Source organism: Peribacillus sp. QJM3NY_7 (genome assembly GCF_056173225.1).
In genome coordinates this window covers 435,652-451,397 of the sequence record NZ_CM149663.1, presented here as the reverse complement: position 1 = coordinate 451,397, position 15,746 = coordinate 435,652, and the positions used below count along the sequence as shown (strand labels likewise).

Sequence of the window (15,746 nt, the reverse complement as noted above, 5' to 3'; positions counted from 1 at the left end):
ACCTCGTTTTTGATTAATGTTTAAAGTGACGAATTCCTGTAAACACCATTGTAATCCCATATTCATCAGCTTTCTTGATCGAATCCTCATCTTTAACAGATCCACCAGGCTGAATGATTGCCGTGACGCCCGCTTTTGCTGCCGCTTCTACAGTATCATCCATTGGGAAGAATGCATCTGATGCCAATGCACTTCCTGTCGCTCTTTGCCCAGCTTGTTCCAGAGCAATTTTTGCAGCTCCCACACGGTTCATTTGACCTGCGCCAACACCTAATGTCATTTGATCGTTACAAACCACTATTGCATTCGACTTGACATGTTTCACGATTTTCCAGCCAAGTTCCATGGCTTTCCACTCTTCAGGTGTAGGCTCACGTTTCGTTGCCACTTTTACCTCTGCATCCTTTAAGCTATGTGCGTCCCGATCTTGAATAAGCAATCCGCCTTCAATGGATGTCAATTTACGTTCAGGCTTTTTAACAGCGTCAAAATCGATCGTTAATAAACGTAGGTTTTTCTTGCTTGTCAATACTTCCACTGCCTCTTGTGTAAACCCAGGGGCAATGATGATTTCAAGGAAAATTTCATGAAGCTTTTCCGCAGTCGCTTTATCGACTTCACGGTTCAAAGCGATGATCCCACCGAAAATGGAAGTGGCATCTGCCTCATAAGCTTTTTCATATGCTTCCAAAATAGTCGCACCGACGCCGACGCCGCAAGGATTCATATGTTTGACTGCAACTGCAGCAGGCTCATTGAATTCTTTTACGATTTGAAGTGCTGCATCAGCATCATTGATGTTGTTGTATGATAGTTCTTTTCCATGTAATTGCTTCGCTTCTGCAATTGAGAAAACGGAACCAAGCGGTTTTTTATAGAATGCGGCTTTTTGATGTGGATTTTCCCCATAACGAAGCGACTGTTTCAATTCATAGGTAACAGTCAATGATTCAGGATTTTCTTCATCGGCAAGCTCTGTCATATACTCTGAAATAACTGCATCATATGCTGCTGTATGACGGAAAACTTTTGCAGCCAGGCGGCGATTCGTGGTTTTTGTTACCCCGCCGTTTTGTTTCAGCTCAGCCAACACGGTAGGATAATCATTGGAATCAACGATAACAGTCACATATTCGTGGTTTTTAGCAGAAGAACGAAGCATTGTCGGTCCACCGATATCGATGTTTTCAATAGCATCTTCCACAGTGACTTCCGGTTTGGAAATAGTCGCTTGGAATGGATATAGGTTTACACAGACAAGTTGAATGGGTTCAATGTTATGCTCAGCAAGCTGTGCTGCGTGACCTTTGTCATCATGTTTTGCCAACACTGCTCCATGGACATTCGGGTGAAGCGTTTTAACACGTCCATCCAAAATTTCCGGGAAACCGGTGACGTCACTGATTCCAATTACCTCAATACCATTTTCCTGAAGCGTTTTTTTGGTACCGCCTGTAGAAATGATTTCAAAACCTGCTTCAATTAAACCTTGAGCAAATTCTACGATACCTGTTTTATCCGATACACTAATTAATGCGCGTTTCTTCATGTTATGTTGGTCCCTCCATTAAGTAAGTTTCTTGTGGCATAGCTCCTGCAAAACTGATGGATACAGGTCATGCTCCATTTCCTGTATCCTTTTTTGAAGGATGTCTCTCGAATCCCCTTCAAGAATCGGCACTGTTTTTTGGGCAATGACCGGTCCTGTGTCCATTCCATCATCAACATAATGAACGGTTACCCCCGTTTCCTTCACTCCGGCATCAAAAGCCTGGCCAATTGCATCCTTGCCTGGAAAACTCGGCAGAAGTGAAGGGTGGATGTTCACAATCCTCTGTGAATACTTTTGTAATAATGTCGGACCGATCAAACGCATATAACCAGCAAGAATGATGAACTCTATCTCATACTGACGAAGTTTTTCCAGGATTTCCGATTCATATTCAGTCTTGTTGGAGTAATTCTTTGCTGAAAAGGAGAAAGAGTCAATATTCTCAAGCTTTGCTCTCTCAAGCACATATGCGTCTTCACGATCGCATACGACAAGACAGATTTCCGCCTCCAATTTCCCACTTTTTATTGCTTCAGCAATTGATTGAAAATTACTACCGTTACCTGATGCAAAGACAGCAAGGCGTCTCATTATTTAAACGACACTCCATTTCCATCCACGATCGTTCCAATAATTGAGGCTTCTTCACCGCAAGACTTTAGATGGGCTAGCACATCCGATGCCACTTCTTTTTTGACGACAGCCGTCATCCCAATACCCATATTGAAGATATTGAACATTTCCGCTTTTACAAGGTTCCCTTTTTCTTCAAGGAATGAAAATATAGTTGGAATTTCCCAGCTTCCAAGCTCGATTTCAACACCGCATCCTTCAGGAAGGATACGCGGAATATTCTCGATGAATCCTCCACCGGTGATATGGGCAAGACCATTAACCTCAAATTTTTCCAACGTCGATAAAACGGACTTCACATAGATTTTCGTCGGTTTTAATAATTCCTCACCCAACTTGCAATCCAGTTCCGGTACGAAGTCATGAAGCCCCATGCCTGAGTCTTCAAGAAGGATTTTACGAACAAGTGAATACCCATTACTGTGGATGCCGCTTGAAGCGAGTCCAATAACGACATCACCAGCCGAAATCGCTTCACCAGTAATCAGACGTGATTTTTCAACGGCACCTACAGTAAAACCTGCCACATCGTATTCTTCCGTCTCATACATGCCCGGCATTTCTGCCGTTTCTCCGCCGATTAAAGCACAGCCCGCCTGCTCACAGCCATCTGCAATCCCTTTGACGATCATTTCAATTCGTTCAGGATCTGCTTTACCGCAGGCAATATAATCTAAAAAGTATAAAGGTGCAGCACCTTGAACGACAACATCATTGACGCACATAGCTACACAATCCACTCCAATTGTATCGTGTTTATCCATCATGAACGCTAACAAAAGTTTTGTTCCCACTCCATCCGTACCAGAAATGAGCACAGGTTCTTTAAGGTTCAAGGAAGATAAATCAAACATGCCGCCGAAACCGCCCAGACCATTCATTACTTCTGGACGAAATGTGCGCTTTACATGTTTTTTCATTCGATTTACCGCTTCATAACCAGCCTCAATATCCACACCAGCCTGTTTATATGCATTAGCCATTTGAAATCCTCCTCCGAAAATCAATCATCATTGCCGACTTGATTAACATTTTGTTTTTTCTCGTTCGTATTCAAAAATTTCAGTCGGATAATTTCCGGTGAAACAAGCTAGGCATGAACCGCGCGTTTCTCCAGGAAACGGTCGTCCAATTGCTTCGACCATACCTTCGACACTTAGAAAAGTTAAGGAATCAGCTTCAATGATTTCCCTTATTTCCTCCACAGATTTTGAGCTTGCAATCAGTTCTTCCTTTTTAGACGTGTCTATGCCATAAAAACATGGATTCTTGATCGGTGGTGAGCTGATTACTACATGCACTTCTTTCGCTCCGGCATCTTTTAACATGCGGACAATCCTTCTGCTCGTTGTCCCGCGGACGATTGAATCATCAACCATTATGACCCGCTTGCCTTCCACTACCCCTCTTACAGGTGATAGTTTCATCTTTACGCCTTGTTCACGCAGACTTTGTGATGGCTGAATGAAAGTCCGTCCAACATAACGATTCTTTATTAAGCCCATTTCATAAGGAATGCCCGCAGCTTCAGCATAGCCAATCGCTGCCGAGATGCTGGAATCAGGTACACCTGTAACTACGTCTGCTTCAATTTTGGTTTCGAGTGCCATTTGCTTACCAAGGTTTTTCCGTGCCGTATGAACATTGATACCATCAATGTTGCTATCCGGACGGGAAAAATACACGTACTCCATCGTGCACATTGCCTGTTGGCTGGAAAGCGAAAAGTATTCGGATGTGATTCCCTCATCATTAATGACAACGAGTTCACCCGGCTCAATATCCCGGATGAATTCTGCACCTACAATATCAAGTGCACATGTTTCAGATGCAGCGAAATATGCATCGCCTATTTTCCCCAAGGAAAGTGGACGGAAGCCATGCGGATCTCTTGCCATGATCATTTGGGTTTCGGTCATGATGACAAAGGCATAGGCTCCCTTCAGCATACTTAAACTGTTCTTCACAGAATCTCTTACATCTGAGTAGCCGGAGCGTTTAATCAGATGGGCCAGAACTTCCGTATCAGAGGTCGTTTGAAAAATGCTTCCTTGTCCTTCAAGCTGTGCTTTTAATTGATGGGCATTGACGATATTCCCATTATGAGCAAGGGCCAGCCCTCCTGTATGAGAATTGAACAGGAAAGGCTGAACATTTTGATACCCGCCGCCGCCTGCCGTTGTATAACGGACATGGCCTATTGCCGCTTTACCGCTACCGGAAAGTGCCTGCATTTTTTCCGCAGTGAATATCTCTGTGACAAGTCCTTCGCCCTTAGAGATGGACATCTGCTCACCATCCGTCACGACGATGCCCGCTCCCTCTTGACCACGATGTTGCAAGCTATGCAAACCGTAGTAAGCAAGCTGCGCTGCATCGGGATGTCCCCAGACTCCAACAACACCACACTCTTCGTTTAGGCTTCTTATTTCAGCAAGCATGGTATGGCTCCCTTCCAAGCTGTTTGTAAATCTTCAACGTCCGCTTCCAATACTTTGCTATCACTTGTTGCCACGACTAATTTATTATCAGCCGTTACTGAGCCTATGCAAATCGCATCTTCAACAAGAGCTTCAAATGACGCTTGATTTTCAGGATTGATGGACAGTAAGAATCGTGATTGCGTTTCACTGAATAATTCAGATACAGGTTCCCCGGATATTTTCACTTTTGCCCCTAGTTTGCTTGCCCCGAATAAAGATTCAGATAAAGCCACTGCCAAACCGCCTTCCGAAAGGTCATGGGCTGATGCAACAAGTCCTTTTTGGATTGCTGTCAGAATTTGCTGCTGACGTTTTTGTTCAAGGTCCAAATCAAGTTCTGGAGCGCGTCCAAAGATTTTACCCTCGAGCATTTTCTGTAATTCACTGCCTCCGAATTCCACTTTCGCTTCGCCAACCACGTAAATCAAATCGGATTCATTTTTAAATGTTTGTGTTGTGATGTGCTTAAGGTCATTGACTAGACCAACCATTCCAACTACAGGCGTCGGATAAATCGCTTCACCATTCGTTTCATTATAAAGGGAAACATTTCCGCCGATTACAGGAGTACTTAAGCTTCTGCAAGCTTCACTCATACCGTCTGCCGCTTTTTCCAGTTGCCAGAATATTTCTGGTTTTTCTGGATTCCCAAAATTCAAGCAATCCGTAATCGCTAAAGGTTCCGCACCTGAGCAAATGATGTTACGGGCTGCTTCAGCCACAGCGATTTTACCGCCTGTTTCAGGATCTAAATAAATAAAGCGGGAGTTACAATCCGTCGTCATGGCAAGGGCTTTATTCGTACCACGTACACGCACTACCGCTGCATCCGATCCAGGTGAGACGACTGTATTCGTGCGGACCATGTAATCATACTGGTCGTAGACCCATTCCTTACTCGAAATTGTCGGTTGCTTCAATAGGGATACCAATGTTTCTTTATAATCTTCAATGACTGGCACTTCTGCCGTCATGCTTTGGAAGTCACGGAAATATTGCGGCTCTGCAGATGGCTTGTGATAAATAGGAGCTTCTTCAGCCAATGCATCAACCGGAACCTCGGCAACGATTTCACCTTGATGGGAAAGTGTTAGATTTTTATCATCCGTTACTTCACCAACAGCAACCGCTTCTAGGTCATATTTCGTAAACAAGTCGACGATTTCCTGTTCGCGTCCTTTAGTGACAACGATCAGCATCCGCTCTTGTGATTCAGAAAGCATCATTTCATATGCTGTCATTCCCGTTTCACGCTGCGGTACCAAATCCAGGTTCATTTTTATTCCTGAGCCAGCTTTACTAGCCATCTCGGCAGATGAGCTTGTAAGACCTGCTGCTCCCATATCCTGAATGCCAACAAGGGCATCATTTTGAATCAATTCAAGGCATGCTTCCAAAAGCAGTTTCTCCATGAATGGATCGCCTACTTGTACGGCAGGCCGTTTCTCTTCCGAAGACTCTGATAGCTCTTCAGATGCAAATGTTGCTCCATGAATGCCATCACGTCCAGTTTTGGCACCCACATACATCACTGTGTTGCCCACTCCATGCGCTTGGCCTTTTTTAATGTCCTTATGATCGATCAAACCGACACACATTGCATTGACAAGAGGATTTCCTTCATACGATGGATCAAATTGAATTTCTCCGCCGACAGTTGGAATTCCGATACAATTCCCGTATCCTGCAATCCCTGCAACCACTTCTTTAAATAAATATTTCACGCGATCATTGTCTAGCTCACCGAAGCGAAGTGAGTTCAACATCGCGATTGGACGGGCTCCCATGGAGAAAACATCACGGATAATTCCGCCGACACCGGTAGCAGCACCTTGATAAGGCTCTATTGCCGAAGGGTGGTTATGACTTTCAATTTTAAAAACGACAGCCTGATCGTCACCGATATCAACGATACCTGCTCCTTCACCAGGACCTTGCAGCACTTTCTCCCCTGTAATCGGGAATTTCCTTAAGATGGGTTTTGAATTTTTGTAGGAACAATGCTCTGACCACATAACCGAAAACAAACCAGTTTCCGTATAATTCGGCAGTCTGCCTAAGATTTTCTCCACCATTGCAAATTCATCATCGGATAGTCCCATTGTTGCGTACAATCGATCCGATTTAATTTTTTCCGGACTTGGTTCAAGCTGTAATAACATGTGATTCCCTCCAGTTTTTTACGATGGATTGAAAAATCTTTAAGCCGTCTTTACTGCCAAGCAGCGAATCAACAGCACGTTCGGGATGAGGCATCATTCCGAGGACATTTCCTTGTTCATTTGTAATTCCCGCTATTTGCTCCAAGCTTCCGTTTGGATTTTCACCATCATACGTGAACAAGATGCGGTTATTTTGTTTTAATTCAGCCAATGTTTCATCATCGCAGTAGTAATTCCCTTCACCATGTGCCACAGGGATCGTAATCGTTTCATTTAATTCATATCCTGTCGTGAACATCGATTGGTTATTTTCAACCTTCAGTCCTACATTGCGGCAAATGAATTTCAAGCCTTCATTACGGCGCATCGCTCCAGGTAAAAGTCCTGCTTCAAGTAAAATCTGAAAACCATTGCAGACACCCAAGACAGGCTTTCCTGCTTGTGCCGCTTTTACGACTTCAGCCATTACATTCGAAAAGCGTGCAATTGCTCCAGAGCGTAAATAGTCTCCATAAGAGAAACCTCCAGGAAGGAGAATCCCATCATACTGATCTAGATTGTCTGTAGAGTGCCAAACATACTCCACTTCTTCCCCCAGTGCATCCTTTATCGCATGGTACATATCGACATCACAATTGGAGCCAGGGAAAACTATGACAGCAAATTTCATTGGGTGATAACCTCCTCAACATCATAACGGTAAGCTTCAATTACCGTATTGGCCAATAGTTTTTCACACATTTCCTTCACAAGTTGATCTAAATCACGATCCGTATCCTTAATTGTAAGTTCAATGTATTTCCCCACTCGAACATCACTAACTTCGTTATATGTCAAGCTATGAAGTGATTGTTGCACTGCTGCTCCCTGTGGATCTAATACACTTTCGCGTAGTGTGATATATACCTTAACCTTATACATGTTGAGTGCCCTCCAACTTTGCTAGTATTTTTTCGTAAGCATCTGTTAAACTTCCTAAATCACGGCGGAATACATCTTTGTCTAATTTTTCGTTCGTGTTAATATCCCATAATCGGCAGGTATCAGGTGAAATTTCATCTGCCAGCAGAATGTCTCCATTCGGGGTTTTGCCGAACTCTAATTTAAAATCAATCAATTTAATGTCCAATTCTTTAAAGAAAGACGTTAAGACGATACTGATTTCTTGTGCCTTTTCTTTTAAAATCGCTACATCTTCCTTGCTTGCAAGTTCCAATTCTTCAATATGGTCTTCCGTTAACAGAGGATCGCCGAGCTCGTCGTCTTTATAGTAAAACTCAATCAGCGTTTTCTTGAGCGGCTGGCCTTCTTCAATGCCAGTCCTTTTAGAAAAACTGCCGGCAGCCGTATTTCTGACAACGACTTCTAGCGGAATGATGGATACCCTTTTGACTAGCTGCTCCCGTTCGGAAAGCATTTCAATAAAATGGGACGGGATATTCTCTTGGGCAAGCTTTGAAAATAGTAAGCTAGTAATTTGATTATTCAACTTGCCTTTTCCGACAATCTCTGACTTCTTCTCACCATTGAATGCCGTTGCCGAATCCTTGTATTCCACCCATACTATTTCACTGTTGTCCGTTGCAAAAATCTGTTTCGCTTTTCCTTCATACAACAATTCTCGTTTTTCCATCTGTCCAGACCCCCACATTGTGAATATTATGAATCTTCCTGCCATTGATCAGGCTTGGCAAACAATATCACCATTAAAGGTGCCATGTTTGCCGCCTTCACTTTTATAAACCTAAACGATCAAAGATTACATCAACATTTTTCAGGTGATGTGTAGGATCGAAACAATCATCAAGTTCTTCTTTCGTAAGCAAGCTTGTGATTTTATCATCCTTTTCGATCAGGCTTCTGAATGGAACCTGAAGCTCCCATGCTTCCATCGCTTTCGGCTGAACCGTATCATAAGCTTCTTCACGGACAAGTCCTTTATCGATAAGGGATAGCAGCACACGTTGTGAGAAAATCAATCCCAGCGTACGGTCCATATTGCGTTTCATATTTTCTGGATAAACGGTCAAGTTCTTCACTATGTTGCTGAAACGGTTCAGCATATAGTTTAATGCGATCGTTGCATCCGGCAAGATGATGCGCTCAGCAGAAGAATGCGAAATGTCACGCTCATGCCATAATGGCACATTCTCATATGCTGTCATCATGTAACCGCGGATTACACGAGCCATACCCGTCATATTTTCAGAACCGATTGGATTCCGTTTATGAGGCATTGCAGAAGATCCTTTTTGTCCTTTTGCAAAGAATTCTTCCACTTCGCGTGTTTCACTTTTTTGCAAGCCGCGAATTTCCACTGCAAACTTTTCAATAGATGTCGCAATTAAAGCCAATGTACTCATATAATGTGCATGGCGATCGCGTTGCAATGTTTGTGTTGAGATTGGCGCTGCTTCAAGGCCAAGCTTTTCACAAACGAATTTTTCAACGAACGGGTCGATGTTTGCGTAAGTTCCGACAGCCCCAGAGATTTTCCCAACCTCTATGTTCTTTCTTGCTTCTTCAAAACGTTCGACATTGCGTTTCATTTCTTGATACCAAAGTGCCAGTTTCAACCCAAATGTGGTCGGTTCCGCATGAACTCCATGTGTACGTCCCATTTGAACCGTGTATTTATGTTCTTTCGCTTTGTTTTTCAGGATCTCCACGAAGTTATTTAAATCCTTGGCAAGGATCTCATTCGCCTGCTTTATCACATATGAAAGAGCTGTATCCACCACATCAGTGGAAGTCAGTCCGTAATGGACCCATTTCCGTTCTTCACCCAACGTTTCGGAAACCGCACGTGTAAAAGCAACAACATCATGGCGTGTATCTTTTTCGATTTCATTGATACGGTCGACATCGAATGTAGCATTTTCGCGAAGAAGCTTCACATCTTCTTTTGGAATGACACCTAGCTCTGACCATGCTTCACAAGCTAAGATTTCAACTTCCAACCACGCATTAAAGCGGTTCTTTTCTGTCCAAATGTTTCCCATCTCTGGGCGGGTATAACGTTCAATCATTTTACTTCCTCCGTTTCAACCTGTTGATTCCATATTTTGCTTCGATCACTTTCCAAAAGAGCTTCCTCAATCGTTGGACGTAAAATATTCACATGACCCATTTTCCGCTTAAGCTTGGCTTCTTTCTTACCGTAAAGGTGAACCTTCCAATCTGAAAGCGTCGGAATTTCATCCAACAAGGGTTCGATATGCTCACCAAGGATGTTTATCATTACCACGGGCTTCAATAACGCCGTATTTCCGAGAGGCCAATTGCAGACAGCCCTTATATGCTGTTCAAACTGTGAAGTCTCACATGCCTCCATTGTATAATGGCCTGAGTTATGTGGTCTTGGCGCTAATTCATTAATGATGATATCATCCTGAGCGGTTAAAAACATCTCGACTGCCAATGTCCCCACCAAATCAAGTTTCTCTGCAAGCTGCAAAGCTTCATCAATAGCTTTCCGTTCAGCTTGGATACTGATACGGGCCGGAACAATGCTTTTATGAAGAATGTTTTCAATATGAATGTTTTCCGCAATCGGAAAATGACTTATCTCGCCATCAGCCTTACGCGTCACGATGATGGATATTTCTTTTACGAAAGGAATCCAGGCTTCCAGCACACATATACCTGTTTTGAGCAGGGATTCAGCCTTTTTGATATCGGCTTCTTCCTTAATGACCAACTGCCCTTTTCCATCATAACCGCCCCGCGTCGTTTTTAACACACTAGGGTACCCTAATTTCTCTATATGAAGGTAAATTTCTGAAATATCCTGTATTTCCTGATATGGAGCAACGGAAGCTCCTGCATCGGATATGGCTTTTTTTTCTGTCAATCTATCCTGTGTCAACTTTAATAATTCTGAGCCCTGTGGAAGAAATGCATGTTGCTTTAACCAATCCAAGGCTTCCGAACTGATATTTTCAAACTCGTATGTTATGACATCACTGACGTCAGCTAACCTTTTCAATGCTTCGATATCATCATAAGCACCAATGATTTCAATATCCGCCACTTGAGCACATGGGCCTTCTGCAGTCGGCTCAAGGACCGCTATCTTAAAGCCCGATGCCTTAGCTGACAAGGCCATCATCCTGCCCAATTGCCCACCGCCGATAATTCCAATGGTCTGTCCCGGTAATATGATTGTATTATTTAAGTTGTTCACTGCTCTGTAACACCTTTTCTCTGGTTTCGTCTCGTAAAGCCTCTAGCCTATCAGCAATGTCAGAATCAAAAGCCGCTAACATTTGAGCCGCTAACAAACCGGCATTGACTGCGCCGGCTTTTCCGATCGCAACCGTTGCAACCGGTACGCCACCAGGCATTTGAACAATCGATAATAACGAATCCATCCCATTTAATGCCTTCGACTGTATTGGCACGCCAATCACAGGGACAATCGTTTTAGCGGCGGTCATACCTGGTAGATGTGCAGCCCCGCCTGCTCCGGCAATAATCACTTTAATATCTCTATCTTTTGCACTCTCTGCATATTCAAATAATAAATCCGGCGTCCGGTGGGCGGAAACGACTCTTTTTTCATAGGGGATCTCAAGCTGTTCCAATGATTCACAAGCGTACTTCATCGTTTCCCAATCCGAGACACTACCCATAATAACCCCAACTTGCGGTTTCATATCATCTTTCCCTCCAACACTCATATTATGGCGTCCCGAGTATGCAGACAGACGCTTATCATTTATCTATAATTCATTGTAAATTAAAAAACCGGACAGGTTGCTTCCTCATAGAGAAAGCAACCTGTCCGGAAAAGAAAGCCCTTTTGGAATACAAAAAGACTTGGCTAGTTTCCGAAATAGTCAGATGCTTTTCTCATAGTCCGATGATTTACGGTCATCAGGTAGAAACTTTTGGGCCATATCCCCATGATTATATGAGATGTATTAATGTAACTTCATCTTACCTTCCGGCCATTTTAATGTCAAGTTAAAATCGAATATTTTTACATGATATTAATTAATCGTTCGTGTTTTACTCAATTAACTTTGCTTCGAATACAATTTTTCGATTAACTGGCACATAATGGACTTTGCCATTCTCAATTCTCTCGGCAAAGATAGGCTCTTCCGTTCGCCTTACGGGAAAGTAACCTGCCGCTTTAATTCGATCTAAACATGCATCGATCGTCTCGCCCTCGATAACTTCAAACTTTTCCTTACTCTTCTTACTCACAATACCGATCCCTTCATGGTTCTATATTTGTCAGCCTTCTTCCTTACCCATCCAACTTGCATATTATCAATTAAATTCTTCCTAGTATAATGAAAAGAATAAGTAAAGACAAGAATGCATGTAAATAAAATCGATTACTTTATAATGGTAATTCCATAATACCTCAGAATATGATGCCCCTGTCTTCCGTAAAAACATCAACACTCATATACTGTACATCTCCTACAATATCCGGCCCTTCTCCCCCCCTGAATTACAATCGCTTGATTCATGAAATTCCCTCTGCTCCATGATACATATTCGTATCTTGCTCCCATGAATTATTTCAATTCAAGTTTAGGCCGAATAAATAAGCCAGCTGTTGGAATTAATTAGCCTGCAGGTTGATTTATCTGTTAATTCACGTCACTCCTCCCTGAAACTGAAAAATATCACAATACAAAAAAGACCAGCCGGATGGCTGATCTTTTTAAATGGCTTGGCGGCGTCCTACTCTCACAGGGGGAAACCCCCAACTACCATCGGCGCTGAAGAGCTTAACTGCCGTGTTCGGAATGGGAACGGGTGTGACCTCTTCGCTATCGCCACCAAACATAAAAGGAACGTTGTTCCTTCAAAACTAGATAATAAGAAGGTATTTCATTTTTTAAAAAGCGTTGGTTAAGTCCTCGATCTATTAGTATCAGTCAGCTCCACATGTCACCATGCTTCCACCTCTGACCTATCAACCTGATCATCTTTCAGGGATCTTACTAGCTTGCGCCATGGGAAATCTCATCTTGAGGGGGGCTTCATGCTTAGATGCTTTCAGCACTTATCCCGTCCGCACGTAGCTACCCAGCTATGCCTTTGGCAAGACAACTGGTACACCAGCGGTGCGTCCATCCCGGTCCTCTCGTACTAAGGACAGCTCCTCTCAAATTTCCTGCGCCCGCGACGGATAGGGACCGAACTGTCTCACGACGTTCTGAACCCAGCTCGCGTACCGCTTTAATGGGCGAACAGCCCAACCCTTGGGACCGACTACAGCCCCAGGATGCGATGAGCCGACATCGAGGTGCCAAACCTCCCCGTCGATGTGGACTCTTGGGGGAGATAAGCCTGTTATCCCCGGGGTAGCTTTTATCCGTTGAGCGATGGCCCTTCCATGCGGAACCACCGGATCACTAAGCCCGACTTTCGTCCCTGCTCGACTTGTAGGTCTCGCAGTCAAGCTCCCTTGTGCCTTTACACTCTACGAATGATTTCCAACCATTCTGAGGGAACCTTTGGGCGCCTCCGTTACTCTTTAGGAGGCGACCGCCCCAGTCAAACTGCCCACCTGACACTGTCTCCCACCCCGATAAGGGGCGCGGGTTAGAATTTCAATACAGCCAGGGTAGTATCCCACCAACGCCTCCACCGAAGCTAGCGCTCCGGCTTCTCAGGCTCCTACCTATCCTGTACAAGCTGTACCAAAATTCAATATCAGGCTGCAGTAAAGCTCCACGGGGTCTTTCCGTCCTGTCGCGGGTAACCTGCATCTTCACAGGTACTATAATTTCACCGAGTCTCTCGTTGAGACAGTGCCCAGATCGTTACACCTTTCGTGCGGGTCGGAACTTACCCGACAAGGAATTTCGCTACCTTAGGACCGTTATAGTTACGGCCGCCGTTTACTGGGGCTTCGGTTCAAAGCTTCGCTTGCGCTAACCTCTCCCCTTAACCTTCCAGCACCGGGCAGGTGTCAGCCCCTATACTTCGCCTTGCGGCTTCGCAGAGACCTGTGTTTTTGCTAAACAGTCGCCTGGGCCTATTCACTGCGGCTTTTCTGGGCTATTCACCCTAAAAAGCACCCCTTCTCCCGAAGTTACGGGGTCATTTTGCCGAGTTCCTTAACGAGAGTTCTCTCGCACACCTTAGGATTCTCTCCTCGCCTACCTGTGTCGGTTTGCGGTACGGGCACCTTACATCTCACTAGAGGCTTTTCTTGGCAGCGTGGAATCAGGAACTTCGGTACTATATTTCCCTCGCCATCACAGCTCCGCCTTAATGGAAACGGGATTTGCCTCGTTTCCGGCCTAACTGCTTGGACGCGCATATCCAACAGCGCGCTTACCCTATCCTTCTGCGTCCCCCCATCGTTCAAACGATGTATAGGTGGTACAGGAATATCAACCTGTTGTCCATCGCCTACGCCTTTCGGCCTCGGCTTAGGTCCCGACTAACCCTGAGCGGACGAGCCTTCCTCAGGAAACCTTAGGCATTCGGTGGAAGGGATTCTCACCCTTCTTTCGCTACTCATACCGGCATTCTCACTTCTAAGCGCTCCACCAGTCCTTCCGGTCTGACTTCAACGCCCTTAGAACGCTCTCCTACCATCGACACCATACGGTGTCAATCCACAGCTTCGGTGATACGTTTAGCCCCGGTACATTTTCGGCGCGGAGTCACTCGACCAGTGAGCTATTACGCACTCTTTAAATGGTGGCTGCTTCTAAGCCAACATCCTGGTTGTCTAAGCAACTCCACATCCTTTTCCACTTAACGTATACTTTGGGACCTTAGCTGGTGGTCTGGGCTGTTTCCCTTTCGACTACGGATCTTATCACTCGCAGTCTGACTCCCAAGAATAAGTATTTGGCATTCGGAGTTTGACTGAATTCGGTAACCCGTTGGGGGCCCCTAGTCCAATCAGTGCTCTACCTCCAATACTCTCATCTTGAGGCTAGCCCTAAAGCTATTTCGGAGAGAACCAGCTATCTCCAGGTTCGATTGGAATTTCTCCGCTACCCACACCTCATCCCCGCACTTTTCAACGTGCGTGGGTTCGGGCCTCCATTCAGTGTTACCTGAACTTCACCCTGGACATGGGTAGATCACCTGGTTTCGGGTCTACGACCTCATACTCATTCGCCCTATTCAGACTCGCTTTCGCTGCGGCTCCGTCTCATCAACTTAACCTCGCATGAAATCGTAACTCGCCGGTTCATTCTACAAAAGGCACGCCATTACCCATTAACGGGCTTTGACTACTTGTAGGCACACGGTTTCAGGATCTATTTCACTCCCCTTCCGGGGTGCTTTTCACCTTTCCCTCACGGTACTGGTTCACTATCGGTCACTAGGGAGTATTTAGCCTTGGGAGATGGTCCTCCCTGCTTCCGACGGGATTTCTCGTGTCCCGCCGTACTCAGGATCCACTCAGGAGGGAACGAAGTTTCAACTACAGGGTTTTTACCTTCTTCGACGGACCTTTCCAGGTCGCTTCATTTACCCCGTTCCTTTGTAACTCCATGTTGAGTGTCCTACAACCCCAAGAGGCAAGCCTCTTGGTTTGGGCTAATTCCGTTTCGCTCGCCGCTACTCAGGAAATCGCGTTTGCTTTCTCTTCCTCCGGGTACTTAGATGTTTCAGTTCCCCGGGTCTGCCTTCAGTACCCTATGTATTCAGGTAAAGATACTGTTCCATTACGAACAGTGGGTTTCCCCATTCGGAAATCTCCGGATCAAAGCTTACTTACAGCTCCCCGAAGCATATCGGTGTTAGTCCCGTCCTTCATCGGCTCCTAGTGCCAAGGCATCCACCGTGCGCCCTTTCTAACTTAACCGTTAAAAAAGATCTTACAGATGCTTTGAAAAAAATTAATTGCCTTCTATCTATTATCTAGTTTTCAAGGAACAAAGCAGAAAGAATCCATCACATCGTGATGTTTGTCTTTCC

The 15,746-nt window shown here is 44.7% G+C and carries 12 protein-coding genes, 2 rRNA genes and 1 riboswitch; all 14 genes read right to left on the bottom strand.

What is annotated here, in order from left to right; all coding sequences use genetic code 11:
- Positions 1-13 precede the first annotated feature (13 nt).
- A complete protein-coding gene (purH, locus tag AC0VX1_RS02200) occupies positions 14-1,549 on the bottom strand; it encodes a bifunctional phosphoribosylaminoimidazolecarboxamide formyltransferase/IMP cyclohydrolase (RefSeq protein ID WP_413022677.1) in 1,536 nt (511 codons plus the stop codon).
- Between the two features lie 18 nt (positions 1,550-1,567).
- The gene (purN, locus tag AC0VX1_RS02195) at positions 1,568-2,143 is read right to left on the bottom strand and encodes a phosphoribosylglycinamide formyltransferase (RefSeq protein ID WP_413022678.1); all 576 of its coding nucleotides are present in this window, start codon (positions 2,141-2,143) and stop codon (positions 1,568-1,570) included.
- Positions 2,143-3,168, bottom strand: a complete 1,026-nt coding sequence (gene purM, locus AC0VX1_RS02190; protein ID WP_413009486.1) for a phosphoribosylformylglycinamidine cyclo-ligase — start codon at positions 3,166-3,168, stop codon at positions 2,143-2,145. The genes purN and purM overlap by 1 nt, the downstream gene beginning before the upstream one ends.
- A 42-nt stretch (positions 3,169-3,210) precedes the next feature.
- Positions 3,211-4,626, bottom strand: coding sequence for an amidophosphoribosyltransferase (gene purF / locus AC0VX1_RS02185; RefSeq protein ID WP_048680621.1), 1,416 nt, complete (start codon positions 4,624-4,626; stop codon positions 3,211-3,213).
- Positions 4,611-6,830: a phosphoribosylformylglycinamidine synthase subunit PurL gene (purL, locus tag AC0VX1_RS02180; RefSeq protein ID WP_475469694.1), complete on the bottom strand. Its 2,220-nt coding sequence runs from the start codon at positions 6,828-6,830 to the stop codon at positions 4,611-4,613. Before purL ends, purF begins: the two co-directional genes overlap by 16 nt.
- A complete protein-coding gene (gene purQ, locus AC0VX1_RS02175) occupies positions 6,814-7,500 on the bottom strand; it encodes a phosphoribosylformylglycinamidine synthase subunit PurQ (protein WP_048680628.1) in 687 nt (228 codons plus the stop codon). Before purQ ends, purL begins: the two co-directional genes overlap by 17 nt.
- On the bottom strand, positions 7,497-7,751 hold the full coding sequence (gene purS, locus AC0VX1_RS02170; RefSeq protein ID WP_034306118.1) for a phosphoribosylformylglycinamidine synthase subunit PurS: 255 nt from the start codon (positions 7,749-7,751) through the stop codon (positions 7,497-7,499). Before purS ends, purQ begins: the two co-directional genes overlap by 4 nt.
- Positions 7,744-8,463 (bottom strand): phosphoribosylaminoimidazolesuccinocarboxamide synthase, encoded by a 720-nt coding sequence (gene purC / locus AC0VX1_RS02165; protein ID WP_412994239.1) that lies wholly within the window; start codon positions 8,461-8,463, stop codon positions 7,744-7,746. The genes purS and purC overlap by 8 nt, the downstream gene beginning before the upstream one ends.
- 103 nt (positions 8,464-8,566) lie before the next feature.
- A complete protein-coding gene (gene purB, locus AC0VX1_RS02160) occupies positions 8,567-9,859 on the bottom strand; it encodes an adenylosuccinate lyase (protein WP_034306123.1) in 1,293 nt (430 codons plus the stop codon).
- Positions 9,856-11,016, bottom strand: a complete 1,161-nt coding sequence (gene purK, locus AC0VX1_RS02155) for a 5-(carboxyamino)imidazole ribonucleotide synthase (protein WP_413022680.1) — start codon at positions 11,014-11,016, stop codon at positions 9,856-9,858. Before purK ends, purB begins: the two co-directional genes overlap by 4 nt.
- Positions 11,000-11,488, bottom strand: a complete 489-nt coding sequence (gene purE / locus AC0VX1_RS02150) for a 5-(carboxyamino)imidazole ribonucleotide mutase (protein ID WP_034306127.1) — start codon at positions 11,486-11,488, stop codon at positions 11,000-11,002. The genes purK and purE overlap by 17 nt, the downstream gene beginning before the upstream one ends.
- A gap of 179 nt (positions 11,489-11,667) precedes the next feature.
- Positions 11,668-11,769: riboswitch (purine riboswitch) on the bottom strand.
- A gap of 74 nt (positions 11,770-11,843) precedes the next feature.
- Positions 11,844-12,044, bottom strand: a complete 201-nt coding sequence (locus AC0VX1_RS02145) for an NETI motif-containing protein (protein ID WP_034306130.1) — start codon at positions 12,042-12,044, stop codon at positions 11,844-11,846.
- 476 nt (positions 12,045-12,520) lie between these two features.
- Positions 12,521-12,636, bottom strand: a 5S ribosomal RNA gene (gene rrf, locus AC0VX1_RS02140).
- Between the two features lie 64 nt (positions 12,637-12,700).
- Positions 12,701-15,633 (bottom strand): 23S ribosomal RNA (locus AC0VX1_RS02135).
- Positions 15,634-15,746: the final 113 nt, after the last annotated feature.

What these genes read in the sequence shown, in the direction of transcription:
- purH (WP_413022677.1), bottom strand. Translation starts at nt 1,549, where the DNA reads ATGAAGAAACGCGCATTAATTAGTGTATCGGATAAAACAGGTATCGTA.
- purS (WP_034306118.1), bottom strand. Translation starts at nt 7,751, where the DNA reads ATGTATAAGGTTAAGGTATATATCACACTACGCGAAAGTGTATTAGAT.
- purB (WP_034306123.1), bottom strand. Translation starts at nt 9,859, where the DNA reads ATGATTGAACGTTATACCCGCCCAGAGATGGGAAACATTTGGACAGAA.
- purF (WP_048680621.1), bottom strand. Translation starts at nt 4,626, where the DNA reads ATGCTTGCTGAAATAAGAAGCCTAAACGAAGAGTGTGGTGTTGTTGGA.
- purQ (WP_048680628.1), bottom strand. Translation starts at nt 7,500, where the DNA reads ATGAAATTTGCTGTCATAGTTTTCCCTGGCTCCAATTGTGATGTCGAT.
- purL (WP_475469694.1), bottom strand. Translation starts at nt 6,830, where the DNA reads ATGTTATTACAGCTTGAACCAAGTCCGGAAAAAATTAAATCGGATCGA.
- purM (WP_413009486.1), bottom strand. Translation starts at nt 3,168, where the DNA reads ATGGCTAATGCATATAAACAGGCTGGTGTGGATATTGAGGCTGGTTAT.
- purC (WP_412994239.1), bottom strand. Translation starts at nt 8,463, where the DNA reads ATGGAAAAACGAGAATTGTTGTATGAAGGAAAAGCGAAACAGATTTTT.
- purN (WP_413022678.1), bottom strand. Translation starts at nt 2,143, where the DNA reads ATGAGACGCCTTGCTGTCTTTGCATCAGGTAACGGTAGTAATTTTCAA.
- purE (WP_034306127.1), bottom strand. Translation starts at nt 11,488, where the DNA reads ATGAAACCGCAAGTTGGGGTTATTATGGGTAGTGTCTCGGATTGGGAA.